Annotated in this window: 20 protein-coding genes; 14 read left to right on the top strand and 6 right to left on the bottom strand. The window is 37.0% G+C overall.

Annotation, left to right across the window (positions count from 1 at the left end; genetic code table 11):
• A partial coding sequence (locus BMY14_RS19850) for a heterodisulfide reductase-related iron-sulfur binding cluster (protein ID WP_245741505.1) occupies window positions 1-433 on the top strand: 433 nt, incomplete at its 5' end.
• A gap of 349 nt (window positions 434-782) precedes the next feature.
• Here the strand turns inward: BMY14_RS19850 and BMY14_RS19845 are convergent.
• Both BMY14_RS19845 and BMY14_RS19840 read right to left on the bottom strand, forming a co-directional pair.
• A complete protein-coding gene (locus BMY14_RS19845; protein ID WP_091835845.1) occupies window positions 783-2,327 on the bottom strand; it encodes a DHA2 family efflux MFS transporter permease subunit in 1,545 nt (514 codons plus the stop codon).
• A gap of 2 nt (window positions 2,328-2,329) precedes the next feature.
• Entirely contained in the window at window positions 2,330-3,385 is a 1,056-nt protein-coding gene (locus tag BMY14_RS19840) for an HlyD family secretion protein (protein ID WP_177177683.1), read from the bottom strand.
• A gap of 308 nt (window positions 3,386-3,693) precedes the next feature.
• On the opposite strand from BMY14_RS19840, the gene BMY14_RS19835 reads away from it, so the two are divergent.
• The 5 genes from BMY14_RS19835 (at window position 3,694) to BMY14_RS19815 (ending at window position 8,741) form a co-directional block, all read left to right on the top strand.
• Window positions 3,694-4,167 (top strand): MarR family transcriptional regulator, encoded by a 474-nt coding sequence (locus tag BMY14_RS19835; protein WP_091835842.1) that lies wholly within the window; start codon window positions 3,694-3,696, stop codon window positions 4,165-4,167.
• A gap of 319 nt (window positions 4,168-4,486) precedes the next feature.
• Window positions 4,487-5,371 carry an AraC family transcriptional regulator gene (locus BMY14_RS19830; RefSeq protein WP_091835840.1) on the top strand — a complete coding sequence of 295 codons (885 nt, stop codon included), beginning with the start codon at window positions 4,487-4,489 and terminating at the stop codon, window positions 5,369-5,371.
• Between the two features lie 47 nt (window positions 5,372-5,418).
• Window positions 5,419-6,036 (top strand): flavodoxin family protein, encoded by a 618-nt coding sequence (locus BMY14_RS19825; RefSeq protein ID WP_245741504.1) that lies wholly within the window; start codon window positions 5,419-5,421, stop codon window positions 6,034-6,036.
• A 438-nt stretch (window positions 6,037-6,474) separates the two neighbouring features.
• Complete coding sequence (locus tag BMY14_RS19820; protein WP_091835834.1) at window positions 6,475-7,101, top strand: lactate utilization protein; 627 nt, start codon at window positions 6,475-6,477, stop codon at window positions 7,099-7,101.
• Between the two features lie 233 nt (window positions 7,102-7,334).
• The gene (locus BMY14_RS19815; RefSeq protein WP_091835831.1) at window positions 7,335-8,741 is read left to right on the top strand and encodes a nitrilase-related carbon-nitrogen hydrolase; all 1,407 of its coding nucleotides are present in this window, start codon (window positions 7,335-7,337) and stop codon (window positions 8,739-8,741) included.
• Window positions 8,742-8,928: 187 nt separating this feature from the next.
• On the opposite strand, the gene BMY14_RS21255 is transcribed toward BMY14_RS19815, so the two are convergent.
• A complete protein-coding gene (locus BMY14_RS21255) occupies window positions 8,929-9,006 on the bottom strand; it encodes a putative holin-like toxin (protein WP_407635984.1) in 78 nt (25 codons plus the stop codon).
• A gap of 249 nt (window positions 9,007-9,255) precedes the next feature.
• Between BMY14_RS21255 and BMY14_RS20715 the strand changes: the two genes are divergently transcribed.
• Window positions 9,256-9,417: a hypothetical protein gene (locus BMY14_RS20715; RefSeq protein ID WP_177177680.1), complete on the top strand. Its 162-nt coding sequence runs from the start codon at window positions 9,256-9,258 to the stop codon at window positions 9,415-9,417.
• On the opposite strand, the gene BMY14_RS21250 is transcribed toward BMY14_RS20715, so the two are convergent.
• Window positions 9,389-9,466: a putative holin-like toxin gene (locus tag BMY14_RS21250; protein ID WP_425438935.1), complete on the bottom strand. Its 78-nt coding sequence runs from the start codon at window positions 9,464-9,466 to the stop codon at window positions 9,389-9,391. The genes BMY14_RS20715 and BMY14_RS21250 overlap by 29 nt on opposite strands.
• A 341-nt stretch (window positions 9,467-9,807) precedes the next feature.
• Between BMY14_RS21250 and hsdR the strand changes: the two genes are divergently transcribed.
• From hsdR to BMY14_RS19795, 4 genes are all read left to right on the top strand, one after another.
• On the top strand, window positions 9,808-13,065 hold the full coding sequence (gene hsdR, locus BMY14_RS19810; protein ID WP_091835828.1) for a type I restriction-modification system endonuclease: 3,258 nt from the start codon (window positions 9,808-9,810) through the stop codon (window positions 13,063-13,065).
• A gap of 1 nt (window position 13,066) precedes the next feature.
• Window positions 13,067-14,524 carry a class I SAM-dependent DNA methyltransferase gene (locus tag BMY14_RS19805; protein WP_091835825.1) on the top strand — a complete coding sequence of 486 codons (1,458 nt, stop codon included), beginning with the start codon at window positions 13,067-13,069 and terminating at the stop codon, window positions 14,522-14,524.
• Window positions 14,524-15,909: a restriction endonuclease subunit S gene (locus tag BMY14_RS19800; RefSeq protein WP_091835821.1), complete on the top strand. Its 1,386-nt coding sequence runs from the start codon at window positions 14,524-14,526 to the stop codon at window positions 15,907-15,909. The genes BMY14_RS19805 and BMY14_RS19800 overlap by 1 nt, the downstream gene beginning before the upstream one ends.
• A gap of 90 nt (window positions 15,910-15,999) precedes the next feature.
• The gene (locus BMY14_RS19795; protein ID WP_091835818.1) at window positions 16,000-16,914 is read left to right on the top strand and encodes a restriction endonuclease; all 915 of its coding nucleotides are present in this window, start codon (window positions 16,000-16,002) and stop codon (window positions 16,912-16,914) included.
• A gap of 214 nt (window positions 16,915-17,128) precedes the next feature.
• On the opposite strand, the gene BMY14_RS21245 is transcribed toward BMY14_RS19795, so the two are convergent.
• Window positions 17,129-17,206, bottom strand: a complete 78-nt coding sequence (locus tag BMY14_RS21245) for a putative holin-like toxin (RefSeq protein WP_407635984.1) — start codon at window positions 17,204-17,206, stop codon at window positions 17,129-17,131.
• 485 nt (window positions 17,207-17,691) lie between these two features.
• Here BMY14_RS21245 and BMY14_RS19790 point away from each other — a divergent pair, with 485 nt between their 5' ends.
• From BMY14_RS19790 to BMY14_RS19780, 3 genes are all read left to right on the top strand, one after another.
• Complete coding sequence (locus tag BMY14_RS19790) at window positions 17,692-18,477, top strand: PhzF family phenazine biosynthesis protein (protein ID WP_091835815.1); 786 nt, start codon at window positions 17,692-17,694, stop codon at window positions 18,475-18,477.
• Between the two features lie 537 nt (window positions 18,478-19,014).
• Entirely contained in the window at window positions 19,015-20,043 is a 1,029-nt protein-coding gene (locus BMY14_RS19785) for an SIR2 family protein (protein ID WP_091835812.1), read from the top strand.
• A 14-nt stretch (window positions 20,044-20,057) separates the two neighbouring features.
• On the top strand, window positions 20,058-21,149 hold the full coding sequence (locus BMY14_RS19780; protein ID WP_091835808.1) for an ATP-binding protein: 1,092 nt from the start codon (window positions 20,058-20,060) through the stop codon (window positions 21,147-21,149).
• Here BMY14_RS19780 and BMY14_RS19775 read toward each other — a convergent pair.
• Window positions 21,130-21,385 (bottom strand): ATP-binding protein (locus tag BMY14_RS19775; protein ID WP_177177524.1); only part of this gene is annotated, 256 nt, incomplete at its 5' end. The two genes, BMY14_RS19780 and BMY14_RS19775, sit on opposite strands and share 20 nt — an antisense overlap.

Raw genomic sequence — 21,385 nt, 5'->3', positions numbered from 1 at the left:
TCCGGACATGGAAGAAAATGCAAAACATATTTTTGATGCCTGTGAATTTTTAGAAGCACTCTACCAAAATGATCAATTAAATGAAAACTTTGGTGAAGTGAGTCATGAATTTATGTATCATGCACCCTGCCACTTGCGCGTACAGGGAATTGGACTTCCGGCCATGGAACTACTCAAACTCGTACCAGGTGTTAAAGTAACCGACGCCGATGCTGGCTGCTGTGGAATTTCAGGCAACTACGGTTATAAAGCGGAAAACTATAATCTTTCCATGAAAATAGGAAATACTCTCTTTGATACAGTAAAAGCAAGCGGTGTTGATACGGTTCTTACAGATTGTGGTACATGCCGCGCACAGATTGAGCATGGGGCAGAGGTTAAGACAATGCATCCAATTAGTATATTGGCGAAAGCTTACCATAATACAAATTGAAGTGAATAAGAGTTAAATCCAAACTGCGGTTTTGAGATAAAGCGGCTTGATATAGATAATTTCGAGGCTGGAGTGTAAAAATTGTTTAAAAAAGGTGCTTACAGGACAAAGCCTGCAGCACCTAAAAACATCATTGCAAATTATAAAATATTTTGAAATGATGGATATGAATATTTTTAAGTGTTATTATGTAGATAAAGAGATAGTTGATGTTGGGATGCATCAGCTCTTCTCGAATTAAATATTCTTTGAAGAAGACCGCTCTCGCAACTGCTAGGCGGTTTTTTTCATGCCGTTATTTAAAGTTATAAAAACAAACATCCTCGGTGTTCTTTAATATAGAATCATTTCATTTATGAATAATATTTTTTGGCATAAATAAAGATATAGCGGCAAGTCCAAGGAAAATATAACTTAACATTGTAAATACATCAATATAAGCAAGAATGCTTGCCTGTAACTGAATGGATTGATAGAGTTTAGCCAAACTTCCTTTTACAATTTCCTTTTGATTTATGAAAGATATAAAATGTGAGTTTTGTAATATATGTGTATATATATCCAGATAGTTTCTATACCCCCATTCTCCGATATTTAAATGTGCTACCAAATGAGACTGTTCTATTTGCTGACTGTGTACAAGATAGTTTGTAACTAAAGAAATTCCGATACTCCCCCCAATGTTTTTCATTAAAACGGTAATAGCAGATGCATTATTGCTGTCTTTTGTAGAAATTTTTGAAAATGCTAGTGTTGTTACCGGAATCAATAAGAAAGGAATGCCTATCGTTTGTAAAATTCGCATAAAAATAAATGAAGCTTCATCGGTTTGCGGACTTAATTGTGCAGATACCCACATGCTGACTGCACTAAATAACATACCAAATGCAATCAGATATTTTGCTTGGATGATATTTAATAATTTCCCAACCACGGGAAGAAGAACTAAAATAGCAATACCACCTGGTACCAATATCATTCCTGATAAAGTTGCATTATAACCAAAATCAGCTTGTACCAACATAGGTAAAAGCATAACGGTGACATTGACAAAGGCACCAATAAAAAACGTCATAATGCAGGAGATCGCAAAACTAGGGATGGTAAATAGTTTTAAGTCAACAAGTGGATACTTTTGTTTTAAAAGCCAAAAAATCGATGCTAAAATGCAACTGACAGATACAATTGAAAAAGTAACAATAAAAAAATTATCGAACCAATCATATTGTTCCCCATTGTCTAATACAACTTGTAACGTTCCTAAACCAATAGCAATAAGTCCAAGACCAATATAATCCATACTACCGACTTTTTGTTTACGAGAAGAACCAGAATCATATACAAATTTTTTAACTAATAAAGCTGCTACTATTCCAACGGGAATATTAATGAAAAAAATCCAGCGCCAGCTAAATTCATCCGTAATATATCCACCAAAAGCAGGACCTAAAATCGGGGCTAAAACAGTAGCTATACCAGTAATAGCAAAAGCCATTCCCAGCTTTTCAGGAGGGAAACTGTCTTTTATAATAGCTTGTTGGCTAGGTTGTAAACCACCGCCTGCCAGACCTTGTAATAATCGAAAAAAAATTAATGCTGACAGTGATGTTGCTATACCACATAAAAATGAGGTTGTTGTAAAACCTATAATACAAAATAAAAAAAAGTTTTTACGCCCCATTAATGCGGAAAACCATCCTGATATGGGCAAAACAATAGCATTTGTTATAAGATACGATGTGAGTATCCAGGTGCTTTCTTGCATACTCGCACCAAGACTACCGGCAATATGAGTAAGTGCTACATTCGCAATCGTTGTATCTAAAATCTCCATAAAAGCGGCAAGACTAACAGCTGTTGATATAAAAAGTGGATTTGTGTGCTTTTCGTCCATAGCTACACATCGCCTTTATTGAGGTGCACAGTTGGAATTACTGACATACCAGGTCCTAGTAATAAAGCATCTTCCGGTGATAACGGATCAAAAGTAATTTTAACAGGAAGGCGCTGTACTGTTTTTACAAAATTACCCGTTGCGTTTTCAGCGGGAAATAAAGAAAAATAGGATCCTGTACCAGCTTGAAAACTATCTACTATCCCGGTTAATTTTAAATTTGGGAAGGCATCAACCGAAATATCAACTTTATTTCCTGGATGCATACCTTCTAATTGATTTTCTTTAAAATTTGCTGTGATCCATAAATCAAGACCAACTAAAGAGCAGAGCTGTGTTCCCGGCTCTACGTACGATCCAACTTCAACGCTGCGTTTCGTAATCCTTCCGTCCATAGGAGCTATAATCTTTGTGTTTTGTAAGTTGTTTTCAGCCTCTGCTAAATCTGATTTAGCTTGTTTTTCTTCAGCTTTTAATTGTTCAACTGTATCTTGTGAGGCGGCAATAATAACGGGCGCTGCATTTGATGCATCTAGTTCAGCCTGCATTTGTTCTAAAGTTGCTTTTGCTGAACCTTCTGTTGCAACAGCTTGATCAAATTGTTCTTGAGAACAGGCACCACTATTTATTAACATTTGCATACGTTGCTTATCTGCATATGCTTTTTCCCAGGTGGCTTGGGCAGCATCGATTTTCTTTTTTGAAACTTCTACATTTGCTGGAGCAGTTATGCCTGCTTTTATCGCATTGTTTTGTGCTGCAGATATTGCTGCTTTCGCTGTAAGTAAAGCAGCTTGTGCATGATCTACTTTTACTTGGTAATCTGTAGTGTCGATTTCCATGATAACATCGCCGGCACTTATTTTTTGGTTATCTTCAACATTGATTTTTTTTATGTAGCCCTGAACTTTTGGACTTAACACAACAGTTTTGCCGTCAATTATTGCATTGTCAGTAGAAATATCCTGATGGTGTTTATGAATATAAAATCCAATGCTTAAAAATAATAAAACAATAAAGATAACTAATATCATTATTTTAATTTTTTTACTTTTCATTATTATAGTCACGCCTTTCTCTGTAATGTAACGTTTGATTTTATAATTTCCAAAGGAAACACCTGTAAATTATAAAAATCCTTACTTCACAATTAAAATGTACACCAGGTGAACAATAAAGTCAAGGGGGATTTTTGTGTAGAAAAGTATAGCATTATTAACCTATGGAGTAGTAAATAGGGCATACTTCTTAAAAATTATTTCAATTAAAAAAGCGAGAAAGATTTATATATTGACAAAATAAAAACGGGAGTATATATTCAATAACACAATAGGTAAGCATTATGTCTGAAGGGAGGTTTTATAAATTGGAAAAAAAAATACCGTATGCTGTCCAATTTGAAAAAGTTTTAAGAATTGCCAATAAAATAAATGAAGGCTTAAAGGAACCAAGATCGTTTGGAACAGATGAAATATTATATGCTTCAGAAATACATATTATTGATATTATTGGTCGAAACCCAGGTATTAATATTACAGAAATTGCAGAAAAAATGGGGATTCGAAAGAGTGCTATTCCGAAAGTAATACAAAAATTAACGCAGAAAGATATGGTTGCTCGTTCGGCAAAGCAGCAGAATAAAAAAGTAGTTCAGATGGAATTAACAGATAAAGGAAAAATCGCGTATAATTATCATTTAGAATTTCATGAAACGCTTAGTAAGAATATCATAAAAAAGTTCAGCGCTTTTACACAAGAAGAAATGTTGTTTTTTAATGAAATTATGTCTGATATTGAAAGTTGTGTGGATGATATATTGTGTGAACATAAGGAGCGCTGAGGCTTTAGAAGATTCAAAGAGGGGCTGCATATCAGTTTATATTTATAGGCAATCTTTCGTATATTGAAAAAGGATATTAGCAGCTGTTATACTATAAACAAAGAGATAGTTGATGTTTGGTAGGGCGTTGGCTCTTCTCCAAATAAATGATTTGAAAAGAGCCGGCTTAACCGTTTAGACGGTTTTTTTTCATGCTGTTATTTAGGGTGACAAAAAACAAACATCTCTGGTGTCTTTCAGACAGCTCTCCGCACAAAAAGTCAGGAAATAATATGTTGAACCTTCTATAATGATATTAAACGGAAGGATGTGAAACTGTTTGAATTGGATAGCTGGAATACAACATGCAATTGACTATATTGAAGAAAACATAAAGGAAGAATTAGATTATGACGAGATCGCAAAGCGGGCGTACTCCTCAAATTTTCATTTTCAACGCGTGTTTGGAATTCTCTGCGGCTATACGCTTGGCGAATACATTCGCGCCCGTCGGCTCGCGCTTGCGGGAATGGAGCTTGCATCATCTAATATCAAGGTCATCGATGTTGCCTTGAAATACGGTTATGATAGCCCCGAAGGTTTTGGACGGGCGTTCGTAAAATTTCACGGCATCACGCCGTCACAGGCGAAAAATGTCGGCGCAAATCTCAAATTGTTTTCAAAACTTTCCGTTAAACTTGTTTTAGAGGGCGGTTATGTTATGGATTATAAACTTGAAGAAAAGAAAACGTTTAAGGTCATGGAAAAAGTCAAGTCATTCTCGACCAAGGATGATTTGAACCTGAAGGAGATACCCGAATTCTGGACACATTCGAAAGCTGACGGAACGATCGAAACATTGTGCGGTTACTGCGGCGACTCGGAATTTGACGGTCAGATTTTAGGTATATGCTATGGAAACGGCTGCTCAGCGGAATTTCCATATTCGATAGCTTCAGGTTACAATGGAAAAATGCCGGTGCCTGACGGTTTTCGTATAAACGAAATTCCCGCAAGAACATGGGCTATATTCAAATGCAAAGGCGCAATGCCGGATGCAATACAAGATCTTTGGCGTAAAATCTACACAGAGTTTTTTCCGACATCAGATTATGTGCCGAAGAATGAGATAGATTTTGAGGCTTATCCCGACGGTGATATGTCTTCATTGGATTATGAAAGTGAAATTTGGGTTGCTGTGGAAAAGCAAGGAGAAACAAAATGAATATAGTAGTAATTAACGGTTCGCCCAAAGGCGAAAATAGTGATACTATGAAATTGACTCGTGCATTTCTTGACGGAATGGTCGAAACGGCTGAAATTGTCGACACAATGAAGTCGGATATCCGTCCTTGCAAGGGGTGTTATTCTTGCTGGTTCAAAACTTCAGGAAAATGCTGCCAAAAAGATGATGTTGCAGCTATTCTAGAAAAATTACAAACTGCCGATCTTGTGATATGGTCAACTCCACTTTACTGTTATTCCGTACCGTCAAACTGCAAGGCATTGATGGATAGAACGATTTCGCTCTCAGGCCCAACTATGTATGTTGATGATGAGGGTAAAACACACCATCCCGGAACCGAAGATGGTGTTAAAAAAGTAATACTGATTTCTGGCTGTGGTTTTCCTGATAGAAAAGGTAACTTCGACGCACTGATATTCCAGTTTCAGCGTATGTTCGGGTCGGATATTCCTATGATACTTTGCATGGAAGCGCCTCTGCTTTCCTTTAAAGGAACAGAGTGTGTTACAAAGCCATATCTTGAAGCTGTTCGATCCGCCGGAATGGAATATAGGCAAACTGGGCGAATTTCTGCCGATACTCAAACGGTGCTTGATGCTCTCATGCTTCCGCCAGATGAATATCGTAAGGGGATAAATGGATAAATGTAGAGGGGAATTGTTCACACTTATCATGCAGCGAGTTACTATAGATGATTTCGAGGTTGAAGAGTAGAATTTATTAAAAAAGGTGCTTACAGAACAAAGCCTGTAGCACCTAGAAGCATCATTGCAAATTATAAAATGTTTTGAAATGATTGATATGAATATTTTTGAGTGTTATAATATAGACAAAGAGATAGTTGATGTTTGGATGCGTCAGCTCTTCTCGAATTGAAAATTCTGTGAAGAAGACCGCTCGCAACCGCTAGGCGGTTTTTTTCATGCCGTTATTTACGGAATGAAAGAATGGCATGAAGCAGGATACCATCCCCCCTACTTTGGAAGTAGAAAAACCGACACCATCAACTATCTCAGAGAACATTATATCACTCCATTATATTTCATTGTTTTTAATAAAATTAAGAGAGGTGAGAATTTAAAATGTCACTTTTAGAAACTTGTCAAAAATCTCTTTTGAAAAACAATTTTAATTGTGAAATTGCAGAAAACGTAGTGGAAGCAAGTACCTTTATAAAAAATATTATAATGGATATTAAACCTCAAACTGTTTCCTATGGTGACTCAGAAACACTTAAAAGTACAGGGATTCTTGAGTATTGTAAAACTTGCAGTGATTTCACATTTATTGATACTTTTAATCCGGATGAATCATTTAAAGAACAGCTAGTTCGAAAAAAAGAAGCACTTACGGTAGATTTATTTTTAACCGGAACCAATGCAGTAACACTTGACGGTATTCTGGTGAATCTTGATATGATTGGTAATCGTATCGGAGGGATAACTTTTGGTCCTAAAAAAGTTATCTTAACGGTAAGTCTGAACAAAATCGTACAGGATCTTGATGCTGCATTTAAAAAGGTTCGAGAATATACTGCGCCGAAAAATGCAGCACGGCATCCAGACTTAAAAACTCCATGTATAACCATGAATAAATGTATGAATTGTTCTTCACCGAGAAGAATATGCAATAGCTGGTCAATCATAGAAAAATCATATCCTAAAGGAAGAATAACTGTAATTATTATTAAGGATGAACTTGGTATTTAGTGGATATAGTTATTTTAGATCCTATATCAATAGGGAGAGCCATGTGAAATTCATGCTGTTATTTAAGGCGACAAAAAACAAATTTCTCTGGTGTCCTCTTAGGCGACTGTACCCATCGTTATGATCGGTACAGTCGCCTATTTTTTGCATTTTGAAAGGTATAAATGTTTAGAAAAAGATGCTAAAATGAGAGTGCGATTACTGCCTAATTATGCTTGATTGGCGAATATCTTATGGAAGAAGTGATATACATAAATAAAAATTTGAATTTAATAAAGCTTATTCTAATCATGTTTGTTGATGCAGGATTTTTTTACTTTGGAACAGAATACTGGGTGCTTTCTTGGATTGGCTTAAGTTTAGCGACTGTATATGCTCTTAAAGCGAATTTTAAGAACTCGTTTTTTGTTGGTAGTATGGCATATTTTTTAGGAAATGCAAATCCACACAATGTTTTACCAATTTTTGTTTATGGATCATGGATATTCCTTAATGCAATTTTATTTGGTGGAACTCTAATGATATTTAAAATGGCGATAAAGCGTTGGAAAAGCTGGAAAACGATTTTAATTTTTGCAACAGGAGTCACTGGATATGAATATATTATATCGTTGTTTTCACCGCATGGAACGGTTGGCAGTATAGCATATACGCAAGCGGATAATCTTATTGTTATTCAGGTTGCCTCACTTGTTGGAATATGGGGAATTACCTTTATTATGACTATGGTGGCAGCCAACGTGGCACTGCTTATAGAATATAAATCCTTTAGAAATATAAAACAAAATTTGCTTACGGGTAGTGTAGTGATGGTTGTCATTCTATTGGGGTTATACAGGCTGTATATGCCAGTAGGAGAAGAATATGTAAAAGTAGGAGCAAGTACAGTTTCTATTAATTTGCAGCAATATTTAGTTGTTGCAGAAAATAAAGATCCAGAAAAAGTCAACGCATTGATTCAACGGTATATCGACCAAATAGATGATTTAGCAAAAGTCGGTGCGAACTATATGGTTCTTCCTGAAAAAATTATCACAATAACGTCAGAGCGTGATTTGGAAAAAATTTACGAAGCTGCACGGAGAAAAAATATTTGCTTGATTATTGGTGTGAGTAATCATGATGGAGCTGCATGGAAGAATACAGCCTTCGTGGTTTCAAGCGTTGGAGAGAAAACCTTGCAATACGATAAACAGCATTTACAAACTACGTTTGAAAATAGATATACATCGGGGAACAGTATAGGCATTTTTGAAAACAAGGGTGTAGAGATTTGCAAAGATATGGATTTTACAGAGCCATCATTAGAGTACAGTAAACAAGGTGTAGGTATTGTATTTGTGCCAGCACTTGATTTTCATGATGACGCCTGGAGTCATGCTCGAGTAGCCATTATCCGGGGCGTGGAAGGTAACTTTTCAGTTGTGCGGGCTGCTCAATGGGGCTTGTTAAGTGTTAGCGATAATAGGGGACGGGTTTTATCAAAAATCTTTACGGATGTTGTAGAAGATGCAAGGATCGTGGTGCAGGTTCCTGTAGCGACTGGAAATTCAATATATAGTAAGATTGGCGATCTTTTTGCATGGATTTGTATTGTGGCCTTTGTAGGCGGAGGCATTATATTGTTAAAGCCCCAGTAACTATCAACCTATAGGAGGGAGCTAGTTTCTAGATTCATATGTAATATTTTAAATTATTGAAAAAAATATTAGCAGCTGTTATAATATAAACAAAGAGATAGTTGATGTGTGGTTGCGTCGGCTCTTCTCTGTTGAATGTTTTGAAAAGAGCCCGCTTAAAACCGTTTAGGCGGTTTTTTTCATGCCGTTATTTACGGAATGAAAGAATGGCAACAAGCAGGATACCAAAGGTTATCATTAAAGATAACGTTTCATAAACTGTCATAGAACCACCCCCTACTTTGGGAGTAGAAAAACCGACACCATCAACTATCTCTGAGAAAATTATAGCACACCTGTTCTGTTTAAACAAATTGATTTTAAAATGATATGACTTTTATTAGGCGACTGAATAATAGATTCCAGTCGTCTATTTTTGCGGCCTGAAAAATGCAAAAAAAGGAATAAAAAGGTGCTTACAGAACAAAGCCTGTAGCATCTAGAAGCATCATTGTAAATTATAAAATTTTTTGAAATGATTGATATGAATATTTTTGAGTGTTATAATATAGACAAAGAGATAGTTGATGTTTGGTTGCGTCGGCTCTCCTCTACATTTTTGTTTGAAAAGAACCCGCTTAACCGTTTAGGCGGTTTTTTTCATGCCGTTATTTACGGAATGAAAGAATGGCAATAAGCAGGATACCAAAGGTTATCATTAAAGATAACGTTTCATAAACTGTCATAGAACCACCCCCTACTTTGGGAGTAGAAAAACCGACACCATCAACTATCTCTGAGAAAATTATAGCACTCCCGTTCTATTTAAACAAATTGATTTTAAAATTATATGATTTTTATTAGGCGATTGAATGATAGGTTTCAGTCGTCTATTTTTGTAGCGTAACTTATTGCGATGGCAATAAGCAGTAAGTGGATGCCGTGAGCTTTAATAATGAAGTGAATGTAGTAGGTTTTCATGCAATAAAGAGGAATTTGCGAATCCATATGGAAAATATATTATGGTTAGTTTGCTTATTTTTAAGATATAGTATTGGATTGACATTGTAACTGGGAGGCGATCTTATTGAAGTCGAATTTTAGTTTTCTCGAAGCGCGATGGCCGTTGCTAGCATCTGTTGGCAGTATGGCGGAAAAATATATTTATACGGATTCAAATTCCTGTCTGATAAAACTGGGGTTATTTGCCGAAACGATCGTTCACCTCATATTTACGTTTGATAAAATAAGTGAACCGGAATGGGATAATACACATGATCGGCGCATTAAATTACTGAAAAAGGAAGGCTTGCTTCCTCGTGAAATTGATGATATCCTTTTTTCACTGCGACAAAACCGCAATAAAGCTGTCCATAGTGGCTATGAATCAACAAAGCAGTCTAACCTTTTAGTCGAGTTTGCCTATAAACTTGGTGTTTGGTTTATGCAGACCTATGGAGATTGGAATTACAAAGCGGTGGGATTTGTTGTTCCGGAAAAGACAAGTTCTGTCGATGATATTGCTGTCCTTAGTAAGCAGCAGGAAGCAAAAATAGAAGCACTTACGGCTGAGCTTGCGAGTGCGAAAGCTGTGGGATCCGTTATATCTCTTGATGATAGGCGGCGGCAAAGCAGCAAGGCAGCAGATCAATTACATATGAGTGAAGCAGAAACGCGATACTTAATTGATGAACAGTTGCGGCAGGTCGGCTGGGAAGCTGATACGATGCATATTCGTTATTCAAAAGGAACAAGACCGGTAAAAGGGAAAAATCTAGCGATTGCTGAATGGCCGACCGATTCATTGGTTGCGACAAAAGGTGCGGTGGATTATGCGCTTTTTGTCGGTTTAAAATTGGTAGCTGTAGTAGAAGCAAAACGAAAATACAAAGACATTCCTGCTGTTATCGATACGCAGTGCAAGGATTATGCAAAAACAATCAAAAAAGAACACGAAGAGTATCTCATTAGTCAATGGGGCGCTTATAAGGTACCGTTTTTGTTTGCGACGAATGGCAGAAAATATCTAAAACAGCTCGATATAAAATCGGGAATCTGGTTCTTGGATGCGCGGCAGGTCTCGAATATTTCCTATGCGCAGCAAGGCTGGCCGAGTCCTGCGGGGCTGCTGGAACGTCTGGAACAAGACATCGCTGCGGCGAATGCCTCACTGGCAAAGACTGGTTATGAAATTCTGGCAGATAAAGATGGACTCAATCTGAGAGAGTATCAGATCAGAGCAATTCAAGCTGCGGAACAAGTCATCGTCGATGGGAAGCAGACGGCACTTTTGTCTATGGCTACCGGTACGGGGAAAACACGGACGATATTGGGGCTCATCTATCGCTTTATCAAGGCAGACCGCTTTAAAAGAGTTTTGTTCCTAGTCGATCGAACCGCGCTAGGGGAACAGGCACAAGATGTATTTAAAGAAGTAAAGCTGGAAGAGCTGCTGACGTTTGATGAACTATATAATATCAAAGAACTTGAAGATAAAGAAATTGATAAGGAAACAAAACTTCAGGTGGCCACGGTACAGAGCTTGGTTAAGCGGATTCTCTATAATACGGGAGAATCTATGCCAGCGGTTACGGACTATGATTTGATCATTATTGACGAAGCACATCGTGGTTATATCCTCGACAAAGAGATGGGAGACGATGAGCTGCTTTACCGAAACCAGAACGATTACGTAAGCAAATACCGGACTGTCATTGAATACTTTGATGCCGTTAAAATTGCGCTTACGGCAACGCCAGCTCTGCAAACGACGGATATTTTTGGTAAACCGGTATTTAACTATTCTTATCGAGAAGCTGTAATCGACGGGTTTTTGGTCGATCATGATATGCCGCATACATTGGAAACAAAGCTCAGCACCGAGGGTATTCATTATGACAAAGGCGAGACCGTTGCTATCTATGATCCGGTGACAGGAGAGCTGACAAATAGTGAGGAAATCGAAGATGAACTGAATTTTGATATTGAAAGTTTTAATCGGAAGGTTATTACAGAGAATTTCAATCGTACGGTATTGGAAGAAATCGCAAAGTTTATCAATCCGGAAGGAAATGGAAAAACGCTGATCTATGCGGTTGATGATGCCCATGCGGATCTTATTGTAAAATTATTGCGTGAAATATACGCGGAATACGGAGTCGATAATGATGCTATCTTGAAGATTACCGGAGCACTTGGTGACGGAAACAAGAAAAAGATCGCCGCGGCAATCAAGCGATTCAAGAATGAAGCATATCCTAATATTGCCGTGACAGTAGATCTTTTGACTACAGGTATTGATGTGCCAAAGATTACGAGCCTAGTTTTTATGCGCCGTGTGAAATCGCGAATTCTGTTTGAACAGATGCTGGGGCGGGCAACGCGTCTTTGTCCGGAAATTGGCAAGTCGCATTTTGAAATATTTGATCCTGTCGGCGTATATGAATCTTTGGCACCGGTGAGCACGATGAAACCAGTAGCTGCCAATGGTGAGACCTCGTTTGGTGATCTGCTGAATGGTTTGACAATACTAGAAACAGAAGAACAAAAAAAGAATGTTATCGACATACTTATCGCCAAGTTGCAGCGCAAAAAAAGAAATCTCAGTGCGGATGACTTGGAACAATTTGAATATTTAAGTGGAAGCAAAAATCCCACGGAATTTATCAAAAAATTAAAGGCTTTAGGAACACCTCTGGCTGAAAAGCAAATATTGCAGAGCCGGGCTTTGTTTGATATGCTCGATGTGCAAAAATATAATTGGAACATGCCGGTCGTGATTTCATTTAAAGAAGATGAATTGATTGCACATACACGCAGTTATGGGAAAGGAAAAAAGCCGGAAGACTATCTCGACGAGTTTAGGCGATTTGTCGATGAAAACAAAGATACGATGGATGCTTTGAATATTGTTTGCACGCGACCGAAAGAATTGACGCGTGAGGCACTGAAAAAGCTAAAATTGGAGCTCGATCGGCATGAATTTACCGAAGTGCAGCTTAACTCTGCCTGGAAAGAAATGAAAAATGAAGAAATAGCAGCAGATATCATTACTTTCATCCGAAATTTGGCTTCAGGCATTCCACTGATTAGCCATGCGGCAAGAATTGAACAAGCTGTAAACAAACTGAAGAAAAAGCATACTTTTAAAAAAATGGAACTTGATTGGCTGGAGCGGATCGAAAAACAGCTTTTACATGACAGCATTCTGAATAAAGAAACCTTTGAAATAGGAGCTTTCCAATCAAAGGGCGGCTATAAGGTCATGAACAAAGTATTTGGAAATAAATTAGAAGAAATCATTGCAGAACTTAACGAGTACCTGTATGAAAATTGGAGTGCATAAAATGAACAATCAAGAAATCGTAGCAAAACTGTGGAATCTCTGCAATGTTTTAAGAGATGATGGTATTACTTATCATCAATATGTAACCGAACTAACCTATATTCTGTTTTTGAAAATGATGAAGGAAACGGGCAATGAAGACAATATATTAAAAAGTATTGTCAAAAAAGAAGATGCGGCTTTGACAATAGAGTCTTATACCTGGGCGGACTTGGTCAAAAAACAGGGCATCGATTTGAAGCGTTATTATAATACAATTTTAAGTGAATTCGGCGAAAACTGTCTGGGGCGTATTCGTGAGATTTATGCGGGAGCTCGTTCCAACATTGAGGAACCGAAAAATCTAGAAAAAATCATAAAATCCATTGATGAACTCGATTGGTATTCGGCGAAAGAAGAAGGACTCGGAAATCTCTATGAAGGACTTTTAGAAAAAAATGCCAACGAAAAAAAATCTGGAGCGGGGCAGTATTTTACACCGCGCGTATTGATTGATGTTATGGTTGCTTTGATCGATCCGAAGGTTGGTGAATTATGCAACGATCCGGCTTGTGGTACGTTCGGCTTCATGATCGCAGCGGATAAGCACATCAAAAAAGAGCAAGATGAGTTATTTGATCTTTCAGTTAAACAGCAGAATTTCCAGCGACACGAAGCTTTTACGGGTTGTGAGCTCGTGCATGATACACATCGTCTAGCACTAATGAATGCCATGCTCCATGATATTGAAGGCGAAATCCTTCTGGTGGATACTTTATCGAGTGCTGGTGAAAACATAAAAAATCTTGACGTCGTCTTAACCAATCCTCCATTTGGCACTAAAAAAGGCGGCGAACGGGCAACGCGCAAAGATTTGGTTTATCCAAGCTCTAATAAGCAATTGAATTTTTTGCAGCATATTTATCGTTCCTTAAAGAAAAACGGTCAGGCTCGGGCTGCGGTGGTCTTACCAGATAACGTTCTTTTTGCCGATGGCGATGGTGCCAGCGTACGGGCAGATTTGATGGATAAATGTAATCTCCATACGGTTTTACGCCTACCAACCGGTATTTTTTATGCCCAAGGGGTAAAGACAAATGTTCTGTTTTTCACTCGCGAAAAAAGCGATAAAGGCAATACCAAACAGGTTTGGTTTTACGATATGCGAACGAATATGCAGAATTTCGGCAAGACGAATCCCCTGAGAAAAGAACATTTTGAAGGTTTTATCAAGGCTTATACAGCTGAAGACCGTACGAAGGTACAAGATGAGCGCTTTAAGGTATTTACGCGTGAACAGATTAAGGAGAAAAACGACAGCCTTGATCTCGGATTGATTCGCGACGACAGTATTCTTGACTATGAAGATCTGCAAGATCCGATTGAAAGCGGCGAAGAGATTGTAGCACAATTAGAAGAAGCTGTTGATCTTATCCAGAGTGTGGTAAAAGAGCTGCGTATGCTGGGGGTCAAGCAATAATGGCGAAGCAGAAACAAGAATTGAGTTTGGATGAGTTGCTAGAACAGGCACTTGTGCCAGAAGCGGAACAACCTTATAAAGTGCCGGAAAATTGGGTGTGGACAAGACTGGGGGATATTACTTCAGTTATTGGTGGTGGCACACCATCGTCGAGAGTAAATGAATACTATGAAAATGGATCTATACCATGGATTAGTCCGGTTGATTTATCTGGGTATACGAATATATATATTTCTCATGGTAAAAAAAATATAACAGAACTTGGTTTGAAAAAAAGTTCTGCAAGAATTATGCCTAGTGGTACAGTACTATTATCGTCACGAGCTCCGATAGGTTATGTTGCAATTGCAGAAAATGTATTATCTACGAATCAAGGGTTTAAAAATTTTCTTCCATCAGTAGCTTATTTGCCTAAATATTTATATTTTTATTTAAAATATAGTAAGGTATTATTGGAATCATATGCAAGCGGTACAACATTCTTAGAATTATCGGCCAGCAAGGTAAGTCTTGTTGAAATTCCACTCTCGCCTCTAGTCGAGCAGCAACGAATTGTTGACCGTATCGAAAGCCTTTTCGCCAAGCTCGACCAAGCGAAAAAGCTTGTTCAGAATACACTGGATTTCTTTGCCAATCGCAAAGCGGCAATTCTGCATAAAGCATTTAGCGGAGAACTGACAGCAAACTGGCGAATCGAGCATGGGATTGGGATCGATAGTTGGAAAGAAAAAAAACTAGGAAAGTTGATTGGAAATGGTCCGCAAAATGGGCTCTATAAACCGAGGTCTGCTTACGGAAGTGGGTGCTTAATTGTAAGGATTGATAATTTTTATGATGGGCATATACACCCCTGGCGGACTTTGAAAAAATTAAATATAGAAGAAGCTGAAATTAATTTATATAGTTTAAAGAACAATGATATTTTGATTAACAGAGTCAACAGTATTAATTATTTAGGCAAATCAGCATTGGTAAGAAATATAGAAGAACCTGCCGTATTTGAAAGCAATGTAATGAGAATAACTTTGAATAATGATGTCAATGCCGAATACATAATAAAATATCTAAACTCAAATATGGGATTGGCTGAATTAAGGAAAAATGCTAAGCATGCAGTAAATCAGGCTAGTATAAATCAAACCGATGTAAAAAATACTTTAATACAAATTCCATCCCCAGATGAACAAAAAGAAATCGTTCGTATTCTTGATTGTATATTAGAAAATGAGGAAAAAGCCAAAGAAATGATTAATGTTTTAGGAAAAATTAATTTGATCAAAAAATCAATTCTCGCTCGTGCTTTTCGTGGCGAGCTTGGTACCAATGATCCTTCAGAAGAAAATGCTCGAACATTATTGAAAAAAGTATTGCAGGAAAAAAAGTAAATTTTCGAAGGATTTTCGCTGAGTGCAATAAAAAGAACAGCTTTTTAGTTAGTATATGAATTAAAATGGCTTTAAAAAGGGGACTTGATTATGGCTATACCTACATATGAAGATATTATGCTGCCTTTTTTGCAGCACTTGAGTGATGGGCAGGTACATACACTCAAAAGCTTGCAAGAGGCTTTGACGGATGGTTTCAATATGACGGAAGAAGAAAAAAATCGTCTATTTCCTTCAGGGCGTCAGAATATGTTTTATAACCGTCTTGGCTGGGCAAGGACGTATTTAAAGAAATCTTTATTAATCAATGCAGTTATCAGTGGACATTTCCAGATTACACAGCGTGGTTTGGATTTGCTGGCGGCATCTCCTACTAAAATAACAAATAAGTTATTAGGACAGTATTCCGAATTTGTTGCGTTTAAGCGACCAGCCAAGGAAGCAAAAACTCAGCTAATTCCAATGGATGACGATGAAACTGTAAGTACACCGCGAGAACAGATGGATGAATCTTACCAGGCAATTCAAAATGCGTTGTCGGAGGATCTTCTTCAGAAAATCGCTGCCAATTCACCGTCGTTTTTTGAACAGCTTGTATTGGATGTGCTGCTGAAAATGGGCTATGGTGGTTCACGCGAAGATGCAGCACAAGTGGTTGGGAAAACGGGGGATGAGGGAATTGACGGCATTATTAAAGAAGATCGTCTTGGTCTAGATGTGATCTATGTGCAAGCAAAACGTTGGAAAAATTCCGTCGGCAGTCCCGATATTCAGACTTTTATTGGTGCTTTGCAGCTAAAAAATGCACAAAAGGGAATTTTTATCACAACATCAACTTTCACGCAGCAAGCCAAGGATATTGCAGCGAGAGTTGGTAATCGGATTGTTTTGATCGATGGGATGATGCTTGCTCAGCTCATGATTGAATTTGGCGTCGGCGTTTCGAGTGAGATGGTTTATGACATGAAGCGGCTTGATCTAGATTATTTCGAGGTTGGAGAGTAAAATTTATTAAAAAAGGTGCTTACAGAACAAAGTCTGTAGCACCTAGAAACATCATTGGAAATTATAAAATTTTTTGAAATGATTGATATGAATATTTTTGAGTGTTATAATAGAAACAAAGAGATAGTTGATGTTTGGGTGCGTCGGCTCTTCTCGAATTAAACATTCTTTGAAGAAGACCGCTCGCAACCGCTAGGCGGTTTTTTTCATGCCGTTATTTACGGAATGAAAGAATGGCAACAAGCAGGATACCAAAGGTTATCATTAAAGATAACGTTTCATAAACTGTCATAGAACCACCCCCTACTCTGGGAGTAGAAAAACCGACACCATCAATTATCTCTGAGAAAATTATAGCACTCCTGTTCTGTTTAAACAAATTAATTTTAAAATTATATGATTTTTATTAGGCGATTGAATAATGGGTTTCAGTCGTCTATTTTGCGGCCTGAAAAATGCAAAAAAAGAAATAAAAAGGTGCTTGCAAAACAAAGCCTGTAGCACCTAGAAACATCATTGGAAATTATAAAATATTTTGAAATGATTGATAGGAATATTTTTGAGTGTTATAATGTAGACAATGAGATAGTTGATGTTTGGTTGCATCGGCTCTCCTCGAAGATTAAAAATCATGAAGAAGGCCGCTAGCAAACCGCTAGGCGGTTTTTTTTATGCCGTTATTTAAGGTGACAAAAACAAATGTTCTCGGTGTCCTTCGAAGAAATGTTCTTATTGGAAGCTATTATGTATAAAGTCATACTGTGGGGGGGATTTATTATGGGAGTCGAAATATTTCAGGTAGATGCGTTTACAAAGGAACCCTTTAAAGGAAATCCGGCAGGGGTTTCTATTTTGGATCGTGAACGGGATGATACCTGGATGCAAAATGTGGCCTGTGAAATGAACTTATCGGAGACAGCTTTTTTGACCCGACGGAAAGACGGGTTTGAACTGCGTTGGTTTACACCTACTCGTGAAATCGATTTTTGTGGACATGCAACACTGGCAAGTGCTCACATAATTTATGAAACGGGTTTGATCGATAAAGAACAGACCGTGCAATTTTTTACACGTAGTGGAATACTGACAGCCTGTATAAAAGACAATGGAATCGAATTGAATTTTCCGGCAAAGCCAGTTCAAAAAGTCGATTTATTAGGATTATCTGATGCACTTGGCGTAAAACTTTTATATACGGGATTAAATGCTGATATGTATCTTGCAGAAGTAAGTGATGAAGATACGGTTAAGACACTAAAACCGGATTTGGAAAAGCTTTTACGATTGCCTGCCAGTGGAATTATCGTGACCAGTGCATCATCGATCGGCAAGTATGACTTTGTTTCCCGCTGCTTTGCTCCGGCCGTTGGGATCAATGAAGATCCTGTTACTGGTTCAGCACATTGCTTATTAGGTCCATATTGGCAGGGAAAACTTGGAAAGAGTGAGTTGACAGCATACCAAGTTTCAAAACGAGGCGGATATATAGGCGTAAAAGTTGTTTCGGATCGAGTCTTTTTAACTGGTAATGCAGTTACTGTTATGCGCTGCGAGTTACTATAGCGATATTCTAGCCATATGTTATTGCACCATTTTCTTCGGGTTTCTTGAAATTTGAAAGCAATCGGAACGAGTAAATGGTTCGAAATAATAAGACGAAAATATTTTTCGGAAAATTTGTAGTTTTTATTGAAAAACTGGGTTTAAAGTCTTATACTATATAAAATAAGTGAATATTTATAAATAATTAAAAAATGTGAGTTTTGTTGATTTGTAACGTCGACAGCGAAGATCATTTGAACGCTTGAAGTATGGAAATGTTAAGATTTTTGTAAGAAAATGCAAGACAATAAATACGAAAAGAAGTGAAAAAAATGGGGATGCTGGACAAAATCGTTGAATCAGTTTGAATAAACAAAACTTTACTATATGGTGGTGCTTTTATTAGGCGACTGAACAAGTAGAGGGTAATTGTTTTAGTCGTCTGTTTTTGTATGTTAAAATTTGTGAATATTTAATAAAAAATGACAAAGTGGAAATGTCCTTGTTGTTTTGTCATTAAGGTTGATAAGCTTTTGAACATGATTAGGGAGAATTGATATGAAGGCGAAGAAAAAAGAAGTAGATAAGTATGAAAAATTTGCTACAACTATACAAAGAAAATTAGAAGGGAATGTTGCTTTATTAATCGGCAGTGGAGGTTCTGCACCTTATGGATTACCATCCATGAAATGTTTGTCTGAGGAAATTGTTAATAAACTTAATGGAAAATATTGTAATGATGATTCATGGAAAGAATTTTTGGAAAATCTGAAATGTTCTGATAATCTTGAAATGGCATTAGAAAGAGTATTTCTTGAGGAAGATATACATAATTCGATTATATCAACGGTGTGGTCATTAATAGACAAAAATGATCGAAAAGCAATTAATGTATTTTTAAAAACAGGAACAGTGCCTTCTTTAACTAAGATTATTAAGAAATTTGTTCAACGCGCTGGTGTAACTAATGTTGTTACAACTAATTATGATCGACTCATAGAATATGCAATTGATTCTTCTGAAGGACAGGTTGAAACTGGATTTTCGGGATGTTGCATTAAAAGTTTTAATAGGTTTAATAATGATGATGGGAAAAGAATTATTAACTTATATAAAGTACATGGCTCAATTGATTGGTTTAGAAATAAAAAAAATTATAATATTATAGCTACTGATTTTTTTAGTGGTAAGTATTCGGATGCATATATTCCGATGATTGTTACTCCTGGAAATGGAAAATATAAAGAGACACATAAAGAGCCTTTTAGAGAAGTTATTGCTGAAGCGGACAAAGCTTTACGTAAGTCGAGTGCATACCTTTGCATTGGTTATGGGTTTAATGATGAACACATTCAACCTATTATTATTGATGAAAATAGAAAAAATGATAAACCAATTGTAATTATTACCAAGGACGTAACATCAAAAATGAGTGAACTTTTTTTACAAGATAAATCTGATACGTGTTTGATAGTCTCAAAGAATCCTAGTGGTGGATCAATAATTAATTATTCTAAAGATGATAAAGAAGTTTTTGACGAGGATTTTTGGCAAATAGATTTGTTTTATGAATTGTGGTTTGAGTAATAGGAGGTAATAAAATGGGAATTCTTGATTTTGAAAAACATTCTCCTGAAAAAATAGGTGTTATTGAAAGCGTAGATACAGCCAATATTGTTATTAAAATTGATAATGTTGAGAAGTTAAAGCAAATGCAGGTAAATCATTTAGTTGTTATTCAAAGTTCCAAAGTGGGGCAACATTTAATTGCCTTAGTTAATAAAATAATGCGTAAATCATCGATTGAATCTTTTGATGAAGATAATAATCCAATTTGTAATATTGATAATGTGGTAAAGGCTAATTTAATAGGGACTCATATTGATAAAGTTGGGATAAGAAACAATGTGTTTAAACGAACTCTTGAAACTGTTCCTGAAATTGATGCCGACTGTTATATGCTTAATGGAGAACGTCTCACTAATTTTATGAAAGCAATTTCACAGATTGCTTTGGATAGTGGTAATCCTTTAACTTTGGGATACTATACTCTTGATGATAATGCAGAGGCATGGTTAGATGGAAATAAATTTTTTCAACGGCATGCTGTTATTGTGGGAAGCACTGGCTCGGGGAAATCTTGGACCGTTGCAAAATTACTTGAACAGGTTGCAAACTTACCATCTGCAAATGCTATTGTTTTTGATATACATGGGGAATATTCAACGCTTATAGCAGATGGTTTTCAACATATAAAGATTGCAGGGCCAAATGATAATAGTAGTGATGGAATATTATTTCTTCCATATTGGCTTCTAACATATGAAGAAATGATTTCTCTCATGTTAGATAGGAGCGATAATAATGCGCCCAACCAAGCAATGGCATTTTCTAATGCGGTTATTTATCAAAAAAGGAAAAATTTAGAGTTATTCAAGAAGGATGACATTGCTGGGAGTTTTACTATTGATAGTCCAATACCATATAAATTATCGGAACTCATAACTGAATTTAAAAAACTAGATGAAGAAATGGTTCCAGGTGCTCGAACTGGTACAGAAAAAGCAGGCCCACTGAATGGTAAATTGACGCGGTTTATTCAGAGATGTATTTTGCAAGTGAAAATTCCTCACTTTTGCAAAAGTTTTTCCTCACCTATATGGGTGGGGAATTTTATCCATCTTGCCGCATAAGCGAATCGCGCATGCGGTTGCTAGGGCCATCGTAAAGCAAGAGATAACTATGGTGTACCAGCCGATCAATTATGGCTGCGGTCATTTGTTCATCATAAAAAATACTCACCCAGCGGCTGAACTCAAGATTGGTTGTCAAAACAACGTTCCTGCGCTCATAGCTGTCGGAAATAACTTGAAACAGCAATTGTGCAGCTTCTCTGTCCAATGGCACATAACCCCATTCATCACAGATT

Origin of the sequence: Propionispira arboris (genome assembly GCF_900109225.1) — a bacterium.
Taxonomy (GTDB): domain Bacteria; phylum Bacillota; class Negativicutes; order Selenomonadales; family Selenomonadaceae; genus Propionispira; species Propionispira arboris.
The sequence above is the reverse complement of the archived record's forward strand: the minus strand, read 5'-3'. Positions and strand labels throughout refer to the sequence as shown.